This is a genomic window from Streptomyces sp. NPDC052225, assembly GCF_040679615.1.
Lineage (GTDB): Bacteria > Actinomycetota > Actinomycetes > Streptomycetales > Streptomycetaceae > Streptomyces.
The window spans coordinates 29,468-48,513 of sequence record NZ_JBFAVD010000043.1; the positions used below are offsets into that span (position 1 = coordinate 29,468).

Here is a 19,046-nt window from a genome sequence, read left to right on the forward strand (position 1 = left end):
CTGTGCCAACCGCCCCACTCCGTCAACGGCTCCCCATCGACACGAAAGCGGCCCAAGAAGGCCCACCCAAGAACCTGTTATGAGCTCTTAGGGCGTTAGGTACCCTTGCACCTCCAAGTATTCAACCCAAGCAGCAACTAAATGGATAGTAAACTCGCCAATGTCATTAACATAGCGCTCTACGTCAGCAACTGATCTCCCTGCTTGCTGAAAGATCTCCACGTACGGAATATTGCCGTGTGCGACATCATTTCTGAAGAGTGCCATTTTCTGTAGCGAGGCACCCCATGTAGCGAAAGGAAAGGCTGCACCGGGAAGTCCATAGATCGCCCAGATGCGGTTGAAGTGCTCGGGCTTCAACGTTCTGCCATCTAGCGGCGGTTGAGCATGCTTAATCTCGACTGGCAACGCTATCGGGTCGCCACACACCTCTAGCGTCGTGGCGTACATCCGCTTATCCCAGAGCTTGGAATGATCAGAAAGGCTACGAAGGCTCTCAAATGTTGTATGCGCTGCAAGCTGGCGAATACTGGAGCGAAAGCTCCGCACAGACAAGCCGGAAGAATTAAGCTCCCGGTGAGTCTCTTGGATGAGGAATTTGGTGAACGCTTCGAGCTCCGCCATGCTACAGACCACAGAAAGAGCCCGCGCATCTCTTGCCTCAGACTCCCAACGCGCGTCCGTTTGTGCGCCCTGAGGGGAATTCCTCACGAGCGCGAGGAATTTCTTCAGATCATCGCAACGCCTGAGAAGACGTTCCCCTTGCAACTGGGCGTCGAGAACCAGAGCCTCATGAATTGCCACTGAGTAGTTCCTTAGCCCTCTTCAGGCGGCGCCGCAGCATGGACTTCGTGTTCGAACCTGCCCCGCTGGAATTCCTGAGCTCTTGGTCTTCAAGCCAAGCCGGGTCCACATCAGCTGCGCATACACCCTCTGCCGCCAGGTCACCGGCCGCAACCAAGCATGCCTCGAACTGAACCAGGGGGGTCACCTTTGTCTGCCTGCGCAGGAACGGCCGTTCCTCACAGGCCTCATAGAGAATGCTAAGCGCCTGGTCGAAGATCCTGCGCTCAGCCTTGTAATCAAAGCCTTCGTCCGCAATTCCCATGTACTGGTTCAGAAATCGTTCGACCTTACCATCGAACTCATCCCTGTTATTCTTGTAGGCGAAGAATTTCAGAACCTGCTCAGCGCGCGTGCCATCATTTTCGTGACTTCGCTGCAGCTTCACGAGTTTCTTCAGGCGTGGATCTTCGGCCAGCTCTTCAATGAAGTCATTGAAAGCGCCCATATAGACGCAAGCGCGAACCTCTTGCGCAGTGAGTTGAATTCCACCCCGATTCAGACGCTCAAACACATCAAAACGCACTTGCCGGTCACTTTTATCAGTGAGCGAGATGACCTGGAGCGGCTGCCTACCGAAATACACTTGGAGATTCTTTGGCAGGTCGGCGAAAGTCTGGTCATTGAGTTCCGTAAGTTTTTCCAGGCCGTCTAGCCTCAGCGGCCTCTTCCTGCCGATAAGGCTCGCTTCATCGTCGTCTTTTGCAATAAAATGGGCAAGAGTTGAGAGACGTTGAAGCCCGTCGACAACTTCCCATTGGAACCCAACATTGGTGGCTACAAAAATCGGCGGAATGGGGAGTCCGAGAAATACAGACTCCACGAAAAGGGCTTCGTCCGACTCTTCCCAGCGAAATTTCCTCTGATAATTCGGCGAGGCGTTAAGCTCTTCATCGGAAATCATCCGCACCAGTTCACGAACAGAGAAGTTGTGTACGGCTACATCAACTTTTCCGCGCTCTCCTCGGAGCTGTTCTTCCAGGTTTTCAAGTGCGCCAGCAGACATGGGCGCAGTCTAGTGGGCTTCCTGCCTTTCGCAGCGGGTGATACACAAACCCGCAACTCTCATGGGCCGCGCCAAGCTTCCAGGGCCTTGAGCACGACGCGGTGCCCAACCGCGCCTGGCTGTGAGTCCTGCGCCACAGCTCCGACACAGTGCACGTCCCCGTCCCACAACAGACTGGCTCCGCCGCAGGTCAGAGGCCGTACGAGCTTCGATCAGCACAATCACTCCGGAGCCGTGTGCGCAGGTTCGAATCCTGCCGGGGGCACCTTGAATTGGGTGCCTAAAGACCCCGTAGCCAGCAGTGATGCTGAGTGCGGGGTCTTCTTGTGTGTGCCGGCGGGTGCCGCCGTGTGCCGGGTGGACGGCTCAGGTCCGTATCTCCCGCAGCAAGGCGTTGTCGTCGTCGCACAGTTCCAAGGTGAAGCGGAGGCCGAAGCGGCTGAGCAGGGTGGCGAGGTCGTCGAGGCGGTGCGGGTCGATGACACCGTTGAGGAGTACCTCTCGCTCGGCGGTCGGATCCAGCTCCAGTCGCGCCCAGCTCGTCTCCACCTCGTAGCCGTGCCAGGAGGAGGATCGGGACGACCAGCCGGCTCGGACGAAGGCGGCCGCGACGGGGGAGGCGTCTTGGCAGGCTTGGGCGACGCCGCTGACGTTGTTGGCCAGGTCGGCCCATTGGGGGGCGAGGTTCTGGCCGCCGTCGGATAGGTCCACGTGTGGATGGTGCCGTATCGCGGCGATCGCGGGTCCCGTCGGCCGTCCGAGCGGCACCTGCCCGCTGAGCTCGCCGCCTCCATGGCGCGCTGTACCGTGAAGTCGTGAGCTCGGATGATGTGGTGCGGCCGCAGTCTCTGCTGCTGTCCTTCCTCGGGGATCAGGTGCTCGGGCGGGGGGTTTGCGTGTACTCGGGGAGTGTCATCGAGGTTTTCGGGAGGGTGGGGGTCGGGGAGCAGGCCACTCGGTCGACCCTTGCTCGGATGGTGCAGCGGGGGCTGCTCAGGAAGCAGCGCGAGGGGCGGCGGATGTACTTCGGGCTCACCGAGCGGTCCGAGGGTGTGCTGCGGGACGGGGAGCGGCGGGTCTGGCGCGTCGGGGCCGTGAACCGGGAGTGGGACGGGTCCTGGACGCTGCTGGGGTTCTCGTTGCCGGAGTCGTGGCAGCGTCAACGGCACGATCTGCGGGCCCAGTTGACGTGGAGCGGGTTCGGGCCGTTGTTCAGCGGGCTGTGGATCGCGCCCGGGGTCGTCGATGTGACCGCGCTCGTCGCCGAGTTGGGGCTCGGCGCGCACGTGAAGGTCTTCCGGGCCCATGCCGATGACGGGATGGACATCGACGCCATGGTGGAAGAGACCTGGGGGCTCGGGCAGGTCGCCGACGCCTATGAGGAGTTCAGCTCCCGGTGGGAGGAGCGGGGGGCGCGGCTGCCCGGCGATGCCGGGGACGCTCTCGCTCTGCGGCTCACCCTGCACGCCGACTGGCTGCAAGTCATCCGGCGCGATCCCCGGCTCCCCGTGAAGCATCTGCCCGACGACTGGCCCGCCGAGCGCGCCGAGAAGACGTTCCGCGCCGTGCACGAGCGGCTCAGCCCGCTCGCCGCCTCCGGCGCGGAACAGCTCATCGAGCTTGTGCCCGTTCGGGACGAAGAGAGTTACGCGTAGAAGCGGGAGAGGCTTTCCAGGACCGCCGCCGGCTTCTGCGCCCCCTCGATCTCGATCGTGCCCTGCACCGCGATCTGCACCCCTCCCCCGGCGACGTCCTCCACCGACGCGAGCCTCGCGGTCAGGCGGATGCGGGAGCCGGCCTTGACCGGGGACGGGAAACGGACCTTGTTCAGGCCGTAGTTGACCTTCGTCGTGACGCCCTGGACGTCGAGGAGGTCCGTGAAGAGGGGGATGAAGAGGGAGAGGGTGAGGTAACCGTGGGCGATCGGGGCGCCGAAGGGGCCCTGCGCCGCCTTCTCCGGGTCCACGTGGATCCACTGGTGGTCGCCGGTCGCGTCCGCGAACGTGTTGATGCGCTCCTGGGTGATCTCGATCCAGTCGCTCGTGCCCAGAGCGCCGTCGTCGGTCTCCGCGAGCTTCTTGAGTTCGGTCAGGCCGTTGACGGTGACGGTGTTGGTCATGAGGTGCGGTCCTTCGGGTGGTCGTGGTGGTCAGGCGGTGGGTGTTCCGTAGTGTTCGCGCACTCTCGACTTGAGGAGCTTTCCCGAAGCCGTGCGCGGGAGTCGGTCCGCCACCACCAGGGATTTGGGGATCTTGTAGCGGGCCAGGTGGTCGGCGAGGGACGCGAGGATCTCCGACGGGTCCGGTGTCGTGCCCTCGCGTGGGACGATCACCGCCCTCGGGACTTCGCCCCACTTCTCGTCGGGTACGCCGATGACCGCGCACTCCGCGATGTCGGGGTGGGCGAGGAGGGCGTCCTCGATCTCGGCGGGGTACACGTTCTCGCCGCCGGAGATGATCATGTCCTTGATGCGGTCGACGATGTGGACGTAGCCGTCGTCGTCCGTGCGGGCCGCGTCGCCGGTGCGGAACCAGCCGTCCGTGAAGGCCGCCGCCGACTCGTCCGGCAGGCCCCAGTAGCCGGGCATCACGTGCGGGCCGCGGACCAGGATCTCGCCGGTCTCGCCCGGTTCCGCATCCGTGCGGTCGGGGCGTACGACCCGTACGTCCGTGAAGAAGTGCGGGACGCCGGCCGAGCCCGCCTTCGTCTCGGCGTGTTCGGCGTCGAGGAAGAGGACGCCGGGGGCGGCCTCCGTCATGCCGTAGCCCTGGAGGAAGGTGAGGCCGCGGGTCTGGTACGTGGCGATCAGGGAGGTGGGGACGGGGGCGCCGCCGCACAGGAGGGTGCGGAGGGTGGAGAGGTCGGCCGTGGGCCAGGCGGGCTCCCGCGCCACCAGGTCGTACATCGTCGGGACCCCGAACATCGTCGTGATGCCGTGGCGGGCTATGAGGGTCAGGGTGTGGGCTGGGTCGAAGGTGTCGACTATGACGCAGGTGCCGCCTTTGAGGAGGATCGGCAGCGCCAGCATGTTGAGGCCCGCCGTGTGGAACAACGGGGCCGAGACCAGGGCGACTTCGTCGGCCGCGACGTCCGTGTCGACGAGGACGTTGACGGCGTTCCACGTGAGGTTGGCGTGGGTGAGCATCGCGCCCTTGGGGCGGCCCGTCGTGCCCGAGGTGTACATGATGATGCAGGTGTCGTCGCCCGAGACCGGCTCGTCGATCGGTGGTCGCGGAGGAGCGGGTGCGGTGGTCTTCAGCAAATCCTCGTAGGCGGTGCCTACTTCGATGTAGGTGCGGACCGGTGTGTCGGGCGGGAGGCTCGCCACGAGGGCCGCGTGTCCGGGGGCGTGGACGAGTGCCCGCGCCCCCGAGTCGGCGAGCTGGTACGCGATCTCCGGGCCCGCGAGGCGGGTGTTGAGCGGGACGAAGACCGCGCCGAGTGCGCCGACGGCGAACAGGGTCTCCAGGTAGGAGGGGTGGTTGGGGCCGAGGTAGGCGACGCGGTCGCCGCGGCGGATGCCCCGGGCGCGCAGCGCGTGGGCCAACCGTGTGCAGCGGGCGTGCAGTTCGGCGTAGGTGGTGCGGGTGTCGTCGTGGATCAGGGCGGTGCGGTGCGGGGTCTTGCGGGCCCGGCGTGCGGGCCATGACCCCAGTCCCTCGTTGCGCATTCCCGGCTCCCCTTCAGGGTTTGGTCAGTCCCAGGAGGCGGGCCGCGTTCTCCTTGAGGATCCTGGGGCGCACCTCCTCCTTGATGTCGAGCTTCGCGAAGTCGGCGAGCCAGCGGTCCGGGGTGAGGACCGGGTAGTCCGAGCCGAACAGGACCTTGTCCTTGAGGAGCGTGTTCGCGTACTGGACGAGCTGCGGCGGGAAGTACTTCGGGGACCAGCCGGACAGGTCGATGTGGACGCCGGGCTTGTGCGTGGCGACGGCGAGGGCCTCGTCCTGCCAGGGGAAGGAGGGGTGCGCCAGGATGATCTTCAGGTGGGGGAAGTCGGCGGCGACGTCGTCCACGTGCAGGGGGTTGGAGTACTTGAGGCGGATGCCGCCGCCGCCCGGGACGCCCGCGCCGATGCCGGTCTGGCCGGTGTGGAAGAGGGCGATGGCGCCCGTCTCCTCGATGACTTCGTAGAGGCCGTACGCCATGCGGTCGTTGGGGAAGAAGCCCTGGATGGAGGGGTGGAACTTGAAGCCCTTGACGCCGTACTCGTCGACGAGGCGGCGGGCCTCGCGGACGGCCGCCTTGCCGCGGAACGGGTCGAGGGAGGCGAAGGGGATCAGGACGTCGGCGTTGGCGGCGGCCGCCTCGGCGACCTCGTCGTTGGGGACGGGGGGCGTGCCGGTCGCGGACTCGGCGTCGACCGTGAAGATCACGGCGGCCATCTTCCGCTCGCGGTAGTACGCCGCGGTCTCCTCGATCGTCGGCTTCCGCTTGCCCTCGACCTTGAAGTACGCCGATGAGGCGTCGTGCAGGTCGTCGGCGAGGGAGGAGTGGCCCCGGGAGGAGACCTCCGCGTGGGTGTGGACGTCGATGGCCATCAGGTCGTCGATGTTCATCACGCCTCCGGGACCTTCGGCGCGGGGATGCCGACCGTCTGCGGTTCGGCGCCGAGCGAGGTGGGCCAGGCCTCGGCGAGCGCGTCGGGGCTCCAGCCGCCGTCCGCGTAGGCCGACTTGATCTCCTGCGGGTGGGACCAGAGCGTGACGCGGTCGCCGCCGATGCCGATGGCCTGCCCGGTGACGTCGCGGGCCGCGTCGGAGGCGAGGAAGGGGACGAGCGCGGCGCAGTCCTCGGGCGTGCCGAACCCCTCGCCCTTGCGCAGGAAGCCGGGCAGCGGGGTGCCGCCGCGCAGGGCTTCGACGTAGGGCGCGAAGGCCGGGATCGTCTCGGTCATGGCGGTGGCGGCGACCGGCACGATCGCGTTGACGGTGATGCCGGCGCGGGCCAGTTCCATCGACCACGTACGGGCCATGGCGGCGATGCCGGCCTTGGCGGCGGCGTAGTTGGTCTGGCCGAAGTTGCCGCGCTGGCCCGCCGGGGAGCCGACGAGGACGAGGGTGCCGCCCTCGCCCTGCTCGCGCATCCGGACGGCGGCGGCGCGGGCGCAGGTGAACGTGCCCTTGAGGTGCGTGGTGATCACCGCGTCGAAGTCGTCGTCGGTCATCTTCCACAGGACCTTGTCGCGCAGGATGCCCGCGTTGGTGACCAGGATGTCGAGGCGGCCGAACTCCGTCACCGCGCGGGAGACCAGGCGGTCCGCGGCCTCGGCGGTGCCGACCGGGACGACCTCGGCGACGGCGGTGCCGCCCGCCTCGGCGATGGACTTCACGGCGGCGTCGGCGACGGCCTCGTCGATGTCGTTGACGACGACCGAGGCGCCGTGGGCGGCGAGGGCGTGGGCGTAGGCGAGACCGAGGCCGCGGCCGCTGCCGGTGACGACGGCGACCTTGCCGGTCAGATCGATGACGGAGCTCGTGGACACGAGTAAGTCCCTCCAGGGGCGGGCTGGTTGAGGGGCGAGCGGGGCTGAGTACGACTGAGTGGAAGGTAAGAGCAATAATTGTTGTCGTCAATAGTTGTTGCCGACACTCGTCTTGCGGGAGACTGGGTCCGCACGCAGCACCCCACCGGAACGAGGGAGACCGCATGAACCCCGCCCCCATCGACGCGCACGAACCATGGATGCGCGGACTGCACGCCGACACCGGCTATCTCCTGTACCGGCTCGGCCTGCGCTCGGGGCAGCTGTTCAACGCCTCGCTCCAGGAGTCGGGGCTGCGCCTGCGGCACTACGCCGTGCTGCGCTTCCTCGCCTCGCGGGGGTCCGAACGCGGCGCGCTGCAACGGGAGTTGAGCGGCGGGCTCGGCTACGACCCGAGCGCGATCGTGGGCCTGGTCGACGATCTGGAGAAGGCCGGGTTCGCGGAGCGGCGGCCCTCGCCGGACGACCGTCGCAGCCGCATCGTCGCCCTCACCGACAAGGGCCGCGACTATCTGCGCGACTCGGACGAGGCGGGTCAGCGCGTCACCGCCGAGCTGCTCGAACCGCTGAGCCCGAAGGAGCGCGAGGAGCTGCACGCACTGCTGCTGCGGGTCGCGGAGGCGGGTCTGGGCTGAGGCCGCGCGGCTCTTGATGTTGTGCAGAATATTGACGCCCGCATGATTACTGCCTAACTTCCAGCGACCACAGACATCGGCGTTGGGAGCTCCACGTGCAGCCGTCCCGCTCATCCGCTCAGTTGAGGCGCGTCGCGTTCTCCGGACTCCTCGGCACCGCCGTCGAGTTCTACGACTTCCTCGTGTACGGCACGGTCGCCGCGCTCGTCTTCGGCGACCTGTTCTTCCCGGACGCCGATCCCGCGGTCGGCACCATCGCGGCGTTCGGTACGTTCGCCGCCGGCTATGTCGCCCGGCCGCTCGGCGGCATCGTCTTCGGGCACTTCGGCGACCGGCTCGGCCGCAAGTCGATGATGCTGTTGACCATGGTCCTGATGGGCAGCGGCAGCTTCCTCATCGGCGTCCTGCCCACGTACGACGCCATCGGCGTGTGGGCACCGGTGCTGCTCGTCGCGCTGCGCGTCGTGCAGGGCCTCGCGATCGGCGGCGAGTGGGGCGGCGCGACGCTCATGGTCGTCGAGCACGCCGAGCACGCCGGCGGCGGCCGGCGCGGGCTGTGGTCCGGGTTCACCCAACTCGGCGCCCCGCTCGGCTCGGTGCTCTCCGCCGGCACGGTCACGCTCGTCTCCTCGCTGCCCGACGACGACTTCCGGTCGTGGGGGTGGCGGGTGCCGTTCCTGTTCAGCGTGGTGCTGCTCGGCGTGGGCCTGTTCGTCCGGCTGAAGGTGGCGGAGAGCCCGCTGTTCACCAAGGCCGAGCGGCACACTCCGGTCGCCGCCAGGCCGCCGGTCCTTGAGGTGCTGCGACGGCCGAAGCCGGTGCTGCTCGCGGCGTGCGTCGGGATCGGCGCGTTCACGGCGCAGTCGCTGCTGACCGGGTTCATGATCTCGTACGCCGTCGACGAGGGGTACGAGCGCCCGCAGGTGCTGACCGCGGTGACGATCGCGTCCTGCGTGGCCCTGTTCGTGCTGCCCGCCGCCTCCGCGCTCTCGGACCGGGTGGGGCGCAGGCGGGTCGTGCTCGCCGGGGCGATCGCCTCTGCGGCGCTCGCCTTCCCGGTGCTCGCGCTGGTCGACTCCGGCTCCCCCGGCCTGCTGATCCTCGCCCTCGCGCTCGGCCACGGCGTCGCCCAGTCGACGATGTACGGGCCGCTCGGCGCGCTGCTCACCGAGATGTTCGGCACCAAGGTCCGCTACACCGGGGCCTCGCTCGGCTACCAGGGCGCGACGCTGATCGGCGCCGGGTTCTCGCCGCTGATCGCGAGCAGCCTGCTCGCCTCGACCGGCGGCGGCTCCACGCCCGTGTCGCTGCTGCTGTGCGGGGGCGCCGCGATCACCGCGCTGACCGTGTGGCGGATGCGCGAGACGCGCACGGACGCCCTGGAAGCACCCGTCACCTCCCCCGCTCCCGAGAGGACCTCGCTGTGAGACTCCGCGCCCTGACCATCGCCGCCGCCGTCACCCTGACCGGGCTGCTGGCGTCGCCGCCCGCGCAGGCCACGGCCGACCGGCACCTTGAGGGGCAACTGCCCTCCGGCGCCGCCTACTTGATGGACGTACCGGAGCAGTGGAACGGCACCGTGCTGCTGTACAGCCACGGCTACCGGCCCGTCGGATCGCCCAAGACCGGTGAGGACGCGCCGAGTTCGGACGCGCGGGAGAAGCTGCTCGCCGAGGGGTACGCGCTGATCGGGTCCTCCTACGCGAGCAACGGCTGGGCCGTGACCGACGCGGTACCCGACCAGCTCGCCACGCTCGACCTGTTCACGGAGAGATTCGGGGCGGCGCGGCGCACGCTCGCCTGGGGGACGTCGTACGGCGGGTTCGTCACGACGATGCTCGCCGAGCGGCACGCGGACCGGTTCGACGGGTCGCTGTCGATGTGCGGGCTCGTACAGGGCGGTGTCGCCAACTGGAACAGCACGCTCGACCCGGTCTTCGCCCTGAAGACGCTGCTCGGCTCCGATGTGCCGCTGACCGGGTTCGCCGACCAGGGCGCGGCGCAGCAGGCGGCCGGCGCCCTCACCGCGAAGGTCGACGAGGCGCAGACCACGGCGCGCGGCCGGGCCCGGATCGCGCTCGCCGCGGCGCTCCACGGCATCCCCGGCCACAACGACCCGTCGCAGACCGAGCCCGCCCCCGGGGACCGGGACGGACAGCAGGCCAACCAGTACGCGGCGGTGCGCGGGCTGCTCCAGTTCCCCGCGTTCAGCTGGCGGCAGGAGGCGGAGAGCAGGGCCGGCGGCAATCCGTCGTGGAACACGGGTGTCGACTACACGGCGATGCTGCACCGCTCGCCGCTGTTCAAGGAGGTCGACGAGTTGTACCGGAAGGCGGGGCTCTCGCTCGGCGCGGACCTCGGCGCCCTCAACCGCGCGCCCCGCGTCTCCGCCGATCCGCGGGCGCTGGCCTGGATGCGGGAGACCAGCACCTTCACGGGCCGGCTCACCGACCCGCAGCTCGACATCCACACCACCGGCGACGCGCTGATCCCGGTCCCGTCCGAGGCCGCGTACCACCGGGCGGCCGACCGGGCGGGCTCGGGACGACTGCTCGCGCAGGCGTACGTCGACGGGCCCGGGCACTGCACCTTCTCCTCCGGCGAGATGCTGGTCGCCCTGCACGCGCTTGAGCACCGGCTCGACTCGGGCCGCTGGGACGCGTCGCCGGCCGGCCTCAACTCCCGTGCGCGGGAGGCCGATCCGACGGGCGACGCACGTTATGTCCGGTACGTCCCGGCTTCGTACCCGCGTCCGTACGACAGGTCGTGACGACCTGCTGACTCCCGGTGACGCCCGCGCCCGGGCGCGCGGCTGTGACAGGCACCACCCATGACCAGCACAGGTTTACGTGCGCCTCGATGGGTGACTACGGTGCCTTGGATGTCTCGCAGCCACATGAACCTCGCAAACCTGAGAAGACGTGTGTCCGGGCGCCGGGGTTCCCTTCTGGAGGGATCGTGAGCGAACCGGTACGGCTGGCGGCGCATCGGACGCCGCTGCCCGAGCAGCGCAGGACCGTGGCGGCCCCTCCCCCTCAGGCGGTACGGGCCCCCGCGGCGGCACAGAAGAACGGCAAGGCGCGGGACGCGTTCTTCGACAACGCGAAGTATCTGGCGATCGTGCTGGTCGCCATGGGGCACGCCTGGGAGCCGCTGCGCGGTGACAGCCGGGCGGCGTCCGCCCTCTACATCACCGTGTACTCGTTCCACATGCCGGCGTTCATCGTCATCTCCGGCTACTTCTCGCGGTCGTTCGATGCGAGCCCCAACCGGCTGAAGCGCCTGGTCACCGGGGTTGCGGTGCCGTACGTCCTGTTCGAGGTGGCGTACACCCTCTTCAAGCGGACGGCCGGGGACGATCCCTCGTACCCGATCAGTCTGCTCGACCCCTGGTATCTGACCTGGTTCCTGGTCGCGCTCTTCGTGTGGCGGCTGAGCACCCCGCTGTGGAAGGTGGTGCGCTGGCCGCTGCCCCTTGCGCTCGCCATCGCGGCACTCGCGTCGGTCTCGCCGGACATCGGCGACGACCTGGACCTCCAGCGCGTCCTTCAGTTCCTCCCCTTCTTCGTACTGGGCCTGTGCCTGAAGCCCGAGCACTTCCAGCTGGTGCGCCGCAAGGAGGCGCGGCTGCTCGCGCTGCCCGTCTTCGCGGGCGCCCTGCTCTTCGCGTACTGGGCGGCGCCGCGGATGAACGCCGCCTGGTTCTACCGGCGCGACAGCGCGCAGGAGCTGGCGGCGCCCGGCTGGAGCGGCGCCGTGATGACGCTCGCCATGTTCGGCTGCTCGGTGATCCTGGCCGCGTGCTTCTTCGCGTGGGTGCCGGGGCGCAAGCTCTGGTTCACGGCCCTGGGCGCCGGAACGCTGTACGGGTATCTGCTGCACGGGTTCCTGGCGAAGGGCTCGCGCTTCTGGGACTGGTACGACGTGGACTGGGTGCACACGCCGTGGGGCGAGGTCGTGGTGACGCTGGCCGCGGCGAGCGTGATCACCGCGCTGTGCACACCACCGGTGCAGCGGATGTTCCGGTTCGCGATGGAGCCGAAGATGGAGTGGGCGTTCAAGCGCGACGTCCAGAAGGCCGCCCGGCAATAGCCCGGCCGCACCTCCTCGCCCGCTGCCCGCCTCCCGGGATCTCCCGGGAGGCGGACGCGTCTACCACCTTGGAAACAGTGGGCGCCCGCATTTCCCCGGGCGCCTTGTCGAACCGCTTCCGCCTTGCCTAAGGTCCCCGGTAATTCCGAACTGGCCCGAAGGTGCGTGAGACGTGCAGGACCTCTCCGAGCTGAGCGAGCGGGCCGGGATCCCGGAGCGGATGCTGCGTTTCTACGTACGCATGGAATTGCTGCCGGACCTTCCCGCGTACGACGAGAGCCATGTGCGGCGCGTCGCGTTCGTGCGCGCGCTGCTCGACGTCGGCGGGCTCTCGCACGCGGCGATCCGGCAGCTCCTGCGCCGCGTCGACACCTCCGAGCCGACCTTCGGGGAGCTGCTCGGCGCCGTGCAGTACGCGCTCCCGGCGCGCGGGTCGACCGCGCAGGACCAGGAGTGGGAGCGGGCGCGCGGCCGGGCCGAGGAGTTCGCCGCTCAGCGGCAGTGGCGCGTCGGCGCGGACAACCCCGCCTGGCAGACGCTGACCCAGGTCCTCGTGGCGTGCGAGTGGCTGCGCCAGCACGACCTCCTCGACCTCCTCGGCGCGTACGCCGACGCGCTGGAGCGGCTCGTGGCGGTGGAGGTCGAACTGCTGCGCCGCAAGGGCGATCCGGAGACGGCGGCCACGAGCATGGTGTCGGGGACGGTGCTCGGGGATATCGCGCTGTGCGCACTGCGCCGGCTTCTTCATGAACATTTCTCACGTTCGGTGGACGACGCCGCGAAGTTCGAGGAGTTCATGGAACAAGCCGAGTCGACGGCGGATTCCGCGGAATCCCCCAAGGCCCGCCGCCGGGAAAAGTGACGCAGCACACAACTCCCCGACTTCTCTCAACGTCGGTTTCACGCCACTTAGTTGAGCGTTAATCAGGTACCGGCTGGTACGGCAGGACGCGGCTTGACACCCCCTGGCGCTCAAGGCATGCTCAATCCGATCTTCGGAGCCCCTTCCTCTTGACATCGCCGTCGAGCCGGGAAGGCGCGGTGACGAGCATCGACGGGGGCTGATAAAGAATGGACACCACTCCGCCGCGGGACCCGCAGGGCGACACCCTGAATCCTGAAGGCGCGGCACTCGCGGCCGAATTGAGCGACCTGGAATCCGAACTCCTGGAGAGATATCGGCGCCTGCTCGTGGACCAGCACAACCCGCTGGGAATCGACCAGGAGGCATGGACGACATGCCGCCAGCAGGCCCAGCACGTCCTCGCGGAATGCATGCACTCGCTCCGCCACGGGACACAGCCTCTGCTCAGTCGTCAACTGCTGCAGAAAACCCGGCGGTTAGGAGGCGCGCGCATCTCCCAGGGAATCGCGCCCGTGCATTCCGTACGGGCCGGAGCGCTGCTCTTCCAGGTCGTCATGGAGGCGCTCAGCGACGCCGTCGTACGTCACCCGGGCGCCGCCCACCAGTTGATGAAGGCCCTCATGAGCCTGCAGACCGCGATCACCCGGCGGCTCGAGGAAGGGGCGGGCGGCTTCGACCTGTTCCTGCTCGACGTGGTGCGCGACGCCGAGCAGCAGGGCCGCCACGGCATGGCCCGCGAGATCCACGACCGGATCGGCTCCGTCTCCTCGCTCGCCCTGCGCCAACTGGAGCTCTACGAACTGACGCAGGGGCTCACGCCCGCGGCCGACGCCCGGCTCAGCAGCCTCAAACAGGCCATTCTGGAGACGCTCTACACGACGCGCGACATCGTCACCGAGCTGCGCACGCGGACCAACACCACGCGGTCGCTGCAACTCGCGCTCCAGGCGTTCGTCTCGGCGATGGCCCTGGACGAGCCCGCGGTGGAGATCCGGGTCGCCGACGCGCAGGACCTGCTGCCCCGGTCGCTGGGCGACGACCTCTTCCTCATGCTCCGCGAGTGCCTGCGCAACGCGCTCGCGCACGCCGCCGCTACGCGCGTCGTCATCGAGGTGCACGTCACGGGCGAGGGGGTGAGGGCCACCGTCCAGGACGACGGCATCGGCTTCTCACCAGGGCAGGCCGCGGGGAACGGGCTGGCCTCGCTGACCGAGCGGGCCCGCCTGCTCGGCGGCCGGGTCACCATCGACAGCGCGCCCGGGAAGGGCACGACCGTCGCGCTGACGGTGCCCGTCGACGAGGACGACGAGGACGACAAGGAGAACCATGGAGAGCAGTACGGGAACGGACGACCGGCCGCCGGCCGCTGAGCCGATCCGCATCATCGCCGTCGACGACCACTCCCTGCTGCGCGGCGCCCTGTGCGAGCTGATCAACGCCGAGGACGGCCTGTGCGTCGTCGCCGACACCGACACCTCCAAGGGCCTGGGCGACCTGGTGGAGCGCCACCGGGCCGAGGTCGTGCTGCTCGACGTGGAGATGCCGGAGCACCACGCGCCCACCGTGGTCAGCGAGTTGGTCCGGCGCTTTCCGCGACTGCACATCCTGATTCTCACGATGTACAACGACGCGCAGTTGGTTCAGGAGCTGATCGCGCGCGGGGCGCGCGGCTATCTCCACAAGAGCGTGCCGCGGGAATCCCTGCTGACCGCGATCCGCAACGCGGCGACGGACGATCCGCACATGACGATTGCCGTGCCGTTCAGCGGAATGGGAGAGTCCGGATTCAGTGAACCGCAGCAGACGCTTTCGCCGCGCGAACGCGAAGTCCTGACACAGGCCGCCGCCGCGCTGAGCAATCGTCAGATCGCCAGTCGCCTCGCCATTACCGAAGGGACGGTGAAGCGACATCTGCGTAACATCTTCGAGAAGCTTGGCGCGGTGTCCCGAATCGACGCCGTGAACAAAGCAGTTGACGCGCAGTTGATCCGGCGCCCCCGAATGTGAACGGGCGCGTGTACATCTAAGGGAGTATGCGCCCTGCGCCATGGAGAGCGTTTTATCCGGGCGCCACTCGGATTAGATTCACCGGTATGTCCATCGCGACAACGACAAGAACTGAAGCACCTACCGAAACACCCGACGAAACAACCGCCGCGAAACAGAATGGACCATTCCGGATTCTCGCGCTGTGCGCCCAGGAATCCCGCTACGCGGTCCAGCTCATCTTCCTTCTGCGATTCACGGTCGCCGCGGCGGCGCTCGTCCCCGGCGCGGCCGTCTGGCTGTGCTGTGTGGCCTTCACCTATCTCTACAACGGGATCAGCGACATCGGGGAGGACAGGGTCAACGGCTCGGTCCGGCCGATCGCCCGCGGCGCGCTGCCCGTGCCGACCGCCCGCCGCGTCTGCCTGCTGCTCGTGGCGCTCGCCGTGACCGGCGGGGCGCTGCTCGGCCCCACGACCTGCGTACTGACCCTGTGCATGCTGGCCCTCGGATACGCGTACTCCGCGCCCGCGTTCGCCCTGAAGCGGACGACGCCCGGCACCATGGTCGCGGTCTTCGGCAGCGGGCTGCTCACCTATCTCGCGGGCACCGCCGACGGGCCCGGCCGCCTCACGCCCGAACTGATCGTCTTCGCCGTCGCCCTGACGCTGTGGATGACGCTGGTCGGCGCCGTCGCCAAGGACTTCTCCGACACGGAGGGCGACGCGCGGGCCGGACGCCGCAACTGGACGCTCCAGTGGGGCAGCCGGCGCACCGCGGTCCTGGTGACCCTCAGCTCGCTGGCCATCGGCGGCTCCCTCGCCGCCGCCGCGGTGCTGCTGTCCGCGCCCGGTCTCGCCGCGCCCGCGGCGACCGTGCTGTGCGGGGCGCTCGCGCTGTCCGTGGCGGCGCTGACGACCAGGCCGGGCGCGTCACGCACCCGGCGCCGGGTGCCGTACCGGGTCTTCATGGTCACGCAGTACACGGCGCACCTGGTCACGTTCGCCCAGCCGATCTCGTAGTCCGGCCAGCCGATTCACCGGCTCGCCCAGCCGATTCCCAGAGCGACGACGGGGGACCCCCACATGCACTACACCCAGGCAGGATTCCGAATACCCGACATCTCACCGGCCCCCGGCCCCACGCTCGCGCTGCGCATCCTCGGCCCCCTGGAGGCGGTCGGCACCGGCGGGCTCACCCACCGGCCGCGCGGCCCCAAGGTCGGCAAGCTGCTGGCGCTGCTCGCGGTGCGCGCCCACGACATCGTCGAAGTGGACACGCTGGTCGACGAGTTGTGGGACGACGCGCCGCCGCCCACCGCGGTGAGCACCGTGCGCACACACATCTACCACCTGCGCCAGGAGCTGGAGCGGGCGCTCGGCCCCGGTATCGCGCGCGGCGTCATCACCACCGAGGCCACCGGCTACTCGCTGCGCACCGAACCCGGGATGCTCGACCTGGAGACCTTCACGCGCCTGCACGCGCAGGGCAGCGCGGAGCTGCGCGCCGGGCGCCGGGAACGGGCCCTGGAGCGGCTCGACGCGGCGCTCGGCCTGTGGCGCGGGCGCACGCTCGCCGATGTGGCGCAGGGCCGGGTGCTCGCCGGGCACGCCGCCCGGATCGACGAACTACGGGTGCGGGCGCAGGAGTTGCGCATCGAGGCCGCGATGGGTCTCGGCCTGCACCGCGAGCTGGTGCCCGAGCTGCGCCACCTCATCGCCGTCGACCCGCTCAACGAGTGGCTGCACGCGCGCCTCATCGACGCCCTGCACCGGTGCGGCCGGCGCGGGGACGCGCTGCGCGCCTTCCACGACGTACGGGCCGTGCTGGCCGAGGAGTTGGGCCTCGAACCCTCCGCCGATCTGCGGCGCCTCCAGCACGACATCCTGGCGGGCGGTTCGGCGGCGTGAGCACGGCGGTCACGACAGCCGCCGCGGGTCCCGGCGCCGCGCCGGGGCCCGTCGGCATCCGGATCTGGACGGTCCCGATCGCCGCCGCGTCCGCCGCGGCCGACTTCGACGAGGCGTACGCGGTCCTGGACGCGGCGGAGCGGGAACGGTTCGCGCGGCTGCGCAGGACCGGTGACCGGATGCGCTACCTCGCGGTGCACCACGTCTTCCGGCTGCTGCTCGGCGAGGCGCTCGGCGCGGCGCCCGCCGAGGTGGCGTTCCGCCGGTACTGCGCGCGCTGCGGGGACGAGGGGCACGGCAAGCCGGTGCCCCACCTGCCGGGCGGACCCACGCTCTCGGCGAGCCTGTCGCACTCGGCGGCGTACGCGCTGATCGCGCTCTCGGACACCGCGGACGTACCGGTCGGGGTCGACGTGGAGCGGGTGCGGCCCGGGATGGACTGGAGCCGCATCCCGTGCGTCGAGGGCGGCCGCACGACCCACGGCTTCGAGCAGTGGACGCGGGCCGAGGCGCTGGTCAAGGCGGCGGGCACGGGCCTGAGCCGGACGCCGCCGCGCTACACAGGACAGGTCTTCGGCGGCTGGCGCGCGGCGCGGGTACCGGGCTCGGGACACGAGTGGTACGTGCGCAGCGTGCGGTCGCCCGAGGGGTACGCGGCCTCGGTGGCGGCGGGGGTCGCGGGAGCGCGGGTCGGGGTGCGGGAGTGGCGGCCTTAGGGGTGTGACGTGAGGTGACGTGAGGTGAACTGGGGGGCTTCCCGGAGTCGGGAAGCCCCCCCCTTTTTTCTCTGGCTTCGCGTGTACGGGCCTGGTCAGTCAGCGCAGCAGGACGCAGCTCGGGCTCGGCACCGGGAGCGGGGCAGCGGCCGGGGTGAGGCGGCCCGTGGCCGGGTCCAGGCGGAACGAACTCACCGACTGGCCCGCCTGGTTGGCGGTGTAGACGTAGCGGTCGGACGCGTCGAGGGCCACGTCGCGGGGCCAGACGGTGCCCGGCGCCTTCGCGGTGACCGGCTGCGACTGCACGAGCCGCAGCCGGCGCCCGCGGTCGGCCGTGCGGAACGTCTCGACGGTGTCCAGCCCGCGGTCCGCGGTCACCAGGAACGCGCCGTCACCGGTGACGTGCACGGCGGAGGGCGCGTTGCGCGGGTTGATGCCGGCCGGGGCTACGGAGGCGTGCCCGATCGCGGCGAGCCTGCCGGTCCCCTCGTCGTACGTCCACGTCGTGACGGTGTGGCCGAGCTCGTTGGTGACGTAGGCGAGCCGGCCGCCGGGGTGGAAGACGAGATGGCGGGGGCCCGTGCCGGGCGGCAGGGTCGCGCGGTGGGCCTCGGCGAGACGGCCGGTGCGCTGGTCGAAGTCGTAGACATGGATACGGTCGTTGCCCTTGTCCGGGACGAGGACGCGGCGGCCCTTCGGGTCGAAGGCGACCATGTGCGGGTGCGGGCCGCGCTGTTCGTCGGGGTGCGGGCCGCGGCCGCGGTGCCGGATGACCTGGACGGCCTCGCCCAGGGAGCCGTCGCGGGCGATCGGCAGGACGGCCAGGTGCCCGGAGTCGTAGTTCACCGTGAGCAGGAAGCGGCCGCCGGGGGCGACGGCGAGGTGGACGGGGGCCGCGCCCTGGCTGGAGCGGGGGGTGCCGAGGGGGTGCAGTTCGTCGCCGTCGACGCGGTAGGCGTGCAGGGCGCCGGGGGCTCCGGCGGGGCGTTGGCTCACGGCGTAGAGGCGGTCGCGGGCCGGGGAGAGGGTCAGGTAGGAGGGGTTCTCGATGTCGCGCTGCCAGCGGGTGACGCGGAGTGCGCCGGTGGGGCCCACGCGGGCGATGCCGATGCCCGGGAGGCCCGGGAGGCCGTACTCGCCCTTGGTGAAGCCGCCGATGTAGGCGAGGCGGGCGTGGGGTCTGGGGGGCCGGGGGGCCAGGGTGCGGGTCGCGGTCCACGCGGCTGTGGAGGTGACGGTGGTCGCTGCGAGGGTGAGGAGGTTTCGGCGGGTGGGGTTCATCGGGGCTCCGGGGGTGCTGTGGCTTCTCGCCGTGGGGTGGGGGGTTCGTTGCCGGGTGCGGGTGCGGTGGGGGCTGGTCGCGCAGTTCCCCGCGCCCCTGAAATGCAGACGCTTCGCGTCGCATTTCCCCTATGAAGGCTGCGCGCAGCGCATGCCTTCAGGGGCGCGGGGAACTGCGCGACCGGCCCCCACGCACCCGCAGACGAAGGGTCCGCGTCTACACCGTCGCG

19 protein-coding genes are annotated in these 19,046 nt (G+C 69.5%); 11 read left to right on the forward strand and 8 right to left on the reverse strand.

Annotation, left to right across the window (positions count from 1 at the left end; all coding sequences use genetic code 11):
* Positions 1–87: 87 nt before the first annotated feature.
* The 3 genes from AB0L37_RS36385 to AB0L37_RS36395 form a co-directional block, all read right to left on the reverse strand.
* Positions 88–804, reverse strand: coding sequence for a HEPN domain-containing protein (locus AB0L37_RS36385; protein WP_365515723.1), 717 nt, complete (start codon positions 802–804; stop codon positions 88–90).
* The gene (locus AB0L37_RS36390) at positions 791–1,849 is read right to left on the reverse strand and encodes a DUF262 domain-containing protein (RefSeq protein WP_365515726.1); all 1,059 of its coding nucleotides are present in this window, start codon (positions 1,847–1,849) and stop codon (positions 791–793) included. Before AB0L37_RS36390 ends, AB0L37_RS36385 begins: the two co-directional genes overlap by 14 nt.
* Before the next feature lie 366 nt (positions 1,850–2,215).
* Entirely contained in the window at positions 2,216–2,560 is a 345-nt protein-coding gene (locus AB0L37_RS36395) for a hypothetical protein (protein ID WP_365515729.1), read from the reverse strand.
* A gap of 104 nt (positions 2,561–2,664) precedes the next feature.
* On the opposite strand from AB0L37_RS36395, the gene AB0L37_RS36400 reads away from it, so the two are divergent.
* Entirely contained in the window at positions 2,665–3,504 is an 840-nt protein-coding gene (locus AB0L37_RS36400; RefSeq protein WP_365515732.1) for a PaaX family transcriptional regulator C-terminal domain-containing protein, read from the forward strand.
* Here AB0L37_RS36400 and AB0L37_RS36405 read toward each other — a convergent pair.
* From AB0L37_RS36405 to AB0L37_RS36420, 4 genes are read right to left on the reverse strand one after another with little or no spacing between them, the layout of a single operon-like run.
* Positions 3,495–3,968: a MaoC family dehydratase gene (locus AB0L37_RS36405; RefSeq protein WP_365515735.1), complete on the reverse strand. Its 474-nt coding sequence runs from the start codon at positions 3,966–3,968 to the stop codon at positions 3,495–3,497. The genes AB0L37_RS36400 and AB0L37_RS36405 overlap by 10 nt on opposite strands.
* A 30-nt stretch (positions 3,969–3,998) precedes the next feature.
* Positions 3,999–5,519, reverse strand: coding sequence for an o-succinylbenzoate--CoA ligase (menE, locus tag AB0L37_RS36410; protein ID WP_365515738.1), 1,521 nt, complete (start codon positions 5,517–5,519; stop codon positions 3,999–4,001).
* A gap of 13 nt (positions 5,520–5,532) precedes the next feature.
* Positions 5,533–6,405: an amidohydrolase family protein gene (locus AB0L37_RS36415; protein ID WP_365515741.1), complete on the reverse strand. Its 873-nt coding sequence runs from the start codon at positions 6,403–6,405 to the stop codon at positions 5,533–5,535.
* Complete coding sequence (locus AB0L37_RS36420; protein WP_365515743.1) at positions 6,405–7,331, reverse strand: SDR family oxidoreductase; 927 nt, start codon at positions 7,329–7,331, stop codon at positions 6,405–6,407. The genes AB0L37_RS36415 and AB0L37_RS36420 overlap by 1 nt, the downstream gene beginning before the upstream one ends.
* A gap of 164 nt (positions 7,332–7,495) precedes the next feature.
* Between AB0L37_RS36420 and AB0L37_RS36425 the strand changes: the two genes are divergently transcribed.
* The 10 genes from AB0L37_RS36425 (at position 7,496) to AB0L37_RS36470 (ending at position 17,535) form a co-directional block, all read left to right on the forward strand.
* Positions 7,496–7,966 (forward strand): MarR family transcriptional regulator, encoded by a 471-nt coding sequence (locus AB0L37_RS36425; protein ID WP_365515746.1) that lies wholly within the window; start codon positions 7,496–7,498, stop codon positions 7,964–7,966.
* Positions 7,967–8,061: 95 nt separating this feature from the next.
* The gene (locus tag AB0L37_RS36430) at positions 8,062–9,393 is read left to right on the forward strand and encodes an MFS transporter (protein ID WP_365515749.1); all 1,332 of its coding nucleotides are present in this window, start codon (positions 8,062–8,064) and stop codon (positions 9,391–9,393) included.
* Positions 9,390–10,736: a prolyl oligopeptidase family serine peptidase gene (locus tag AB0L37_RS36435; protein ID WP_365515752.1), complete on the forward strand. Its 1,347-nt coding sequence runs from the start codon at positions 9,390–9,392 to the stop codon at positions 10,734–10,736. Before AB0L37_RS36430 ends, AB0L37_RS36435 begins: the two co-directional genes overlap by 4 nt.
* A gap of 188 nt (positions 10,737–10,924) precedes the next feature.
* Positions 10,925–12,058, forward strand: a complete 1,134-nt coding sequence (locus AB0L37_RS36440; RefSeq protein ID WP_365515755.1) for an acyltransferase family protein — start codon at positions 10,925–10,927, stop codon at positions 12,056–12,058.
* A 172-nt stretch (positions 12,059–12,230) separates the two neighbouring features.
* Positions 12,231–12,920: a MerR family transcriptional regulator gene (locus tag AB0L37_RS36445; protein ID WP_365515758.1), complete on the forward strand. Its 690-nt coding sequence runs from the start codon at positions 12,231–12,233 to the stop codon at positions 12,918–12,920.
* A gap of 209 nt (positions 12,921–13,129) precedes the next feature.
* On the forward strand, positions 13,130–14,293 hold the full coding sequence (locus AB0L37_RS36450; RefSeq protein WP_365515761.1) for an ATP-binding protein: 1,164 nt from the start codon (positions 13,130–13,132) through the stop codon (positions 14,291–14,293).
* Positions 14,250–14,930 (forward strand): response regulator transcription factor, encoded by a 681-nt coding sequence (locus AB0L37_RS36455; RefSeq protein ID WP_365515763.1) that lies wholly within the window; start codon positions 14,250–14,252, stop codon positions 14,928–14,930. The genes AB0L37_RS36450 and AB0L37_RS36455 overlap by 44 nt, the downstream gene beginning before the upstream one ends.
* An 86-nt stretch (positions 14,931–15,016) precedes the next feature.
* Positions 15,017–15,931, forward strand: coding sequence for a UbiA family prenyltransferase (locus AB0L37_RS36460; RefSeq protein WP_365515766.1), 915 nt, complete (start codon positions 15,017–15,019; stop codon positions 15,929–15,931).
* 63 nt (positions 15,932–15,994) lie between these two features.
* Entirely contained in the window at positions 15,995–16,819 is an 825-nt protein-coding gene (locus tag AB0L37_RS36465; RefSeq protein ID WP_365515769.1) for an AfsR/SARP family transcriptional regulator, read from the forward strand.
* Complete coding sequence (locus tag AB0L37_RS36470) at positions 16,816–17,535, forward strand: hypothetical protein (RefSeq protein ID WP_365515772.1); 720 nt, start codon at positions 16,816–16,818, stop codon at positions 17,533–17,535. Before AB0L37_RS36465 ends, AB0L37_RS36470 begins: the two co-directional genes overlap by 4 nt.
* 99 nt (positions 17,536–17,634) lie before the next feature.
* On the opposite strand, the gene AB0L37_RS36475 is transcribed toward AB0L37_RS36470, so the two are convergent.
* Positions 17,635–18,816 carry a lactonase family protein gene (locus AB0L37_RS36475; protein ID WP_365515774.1) on the reverse strand — a complete coding sequence of 394 codons (1,182 nt, stop codon included), beginning with the start codon at positions 18,814–18,816 and terminating at the stop codon, positions 17,635–17,637.
* Positions 18,817–19,046: the final 230 nt, after the last annotated feature.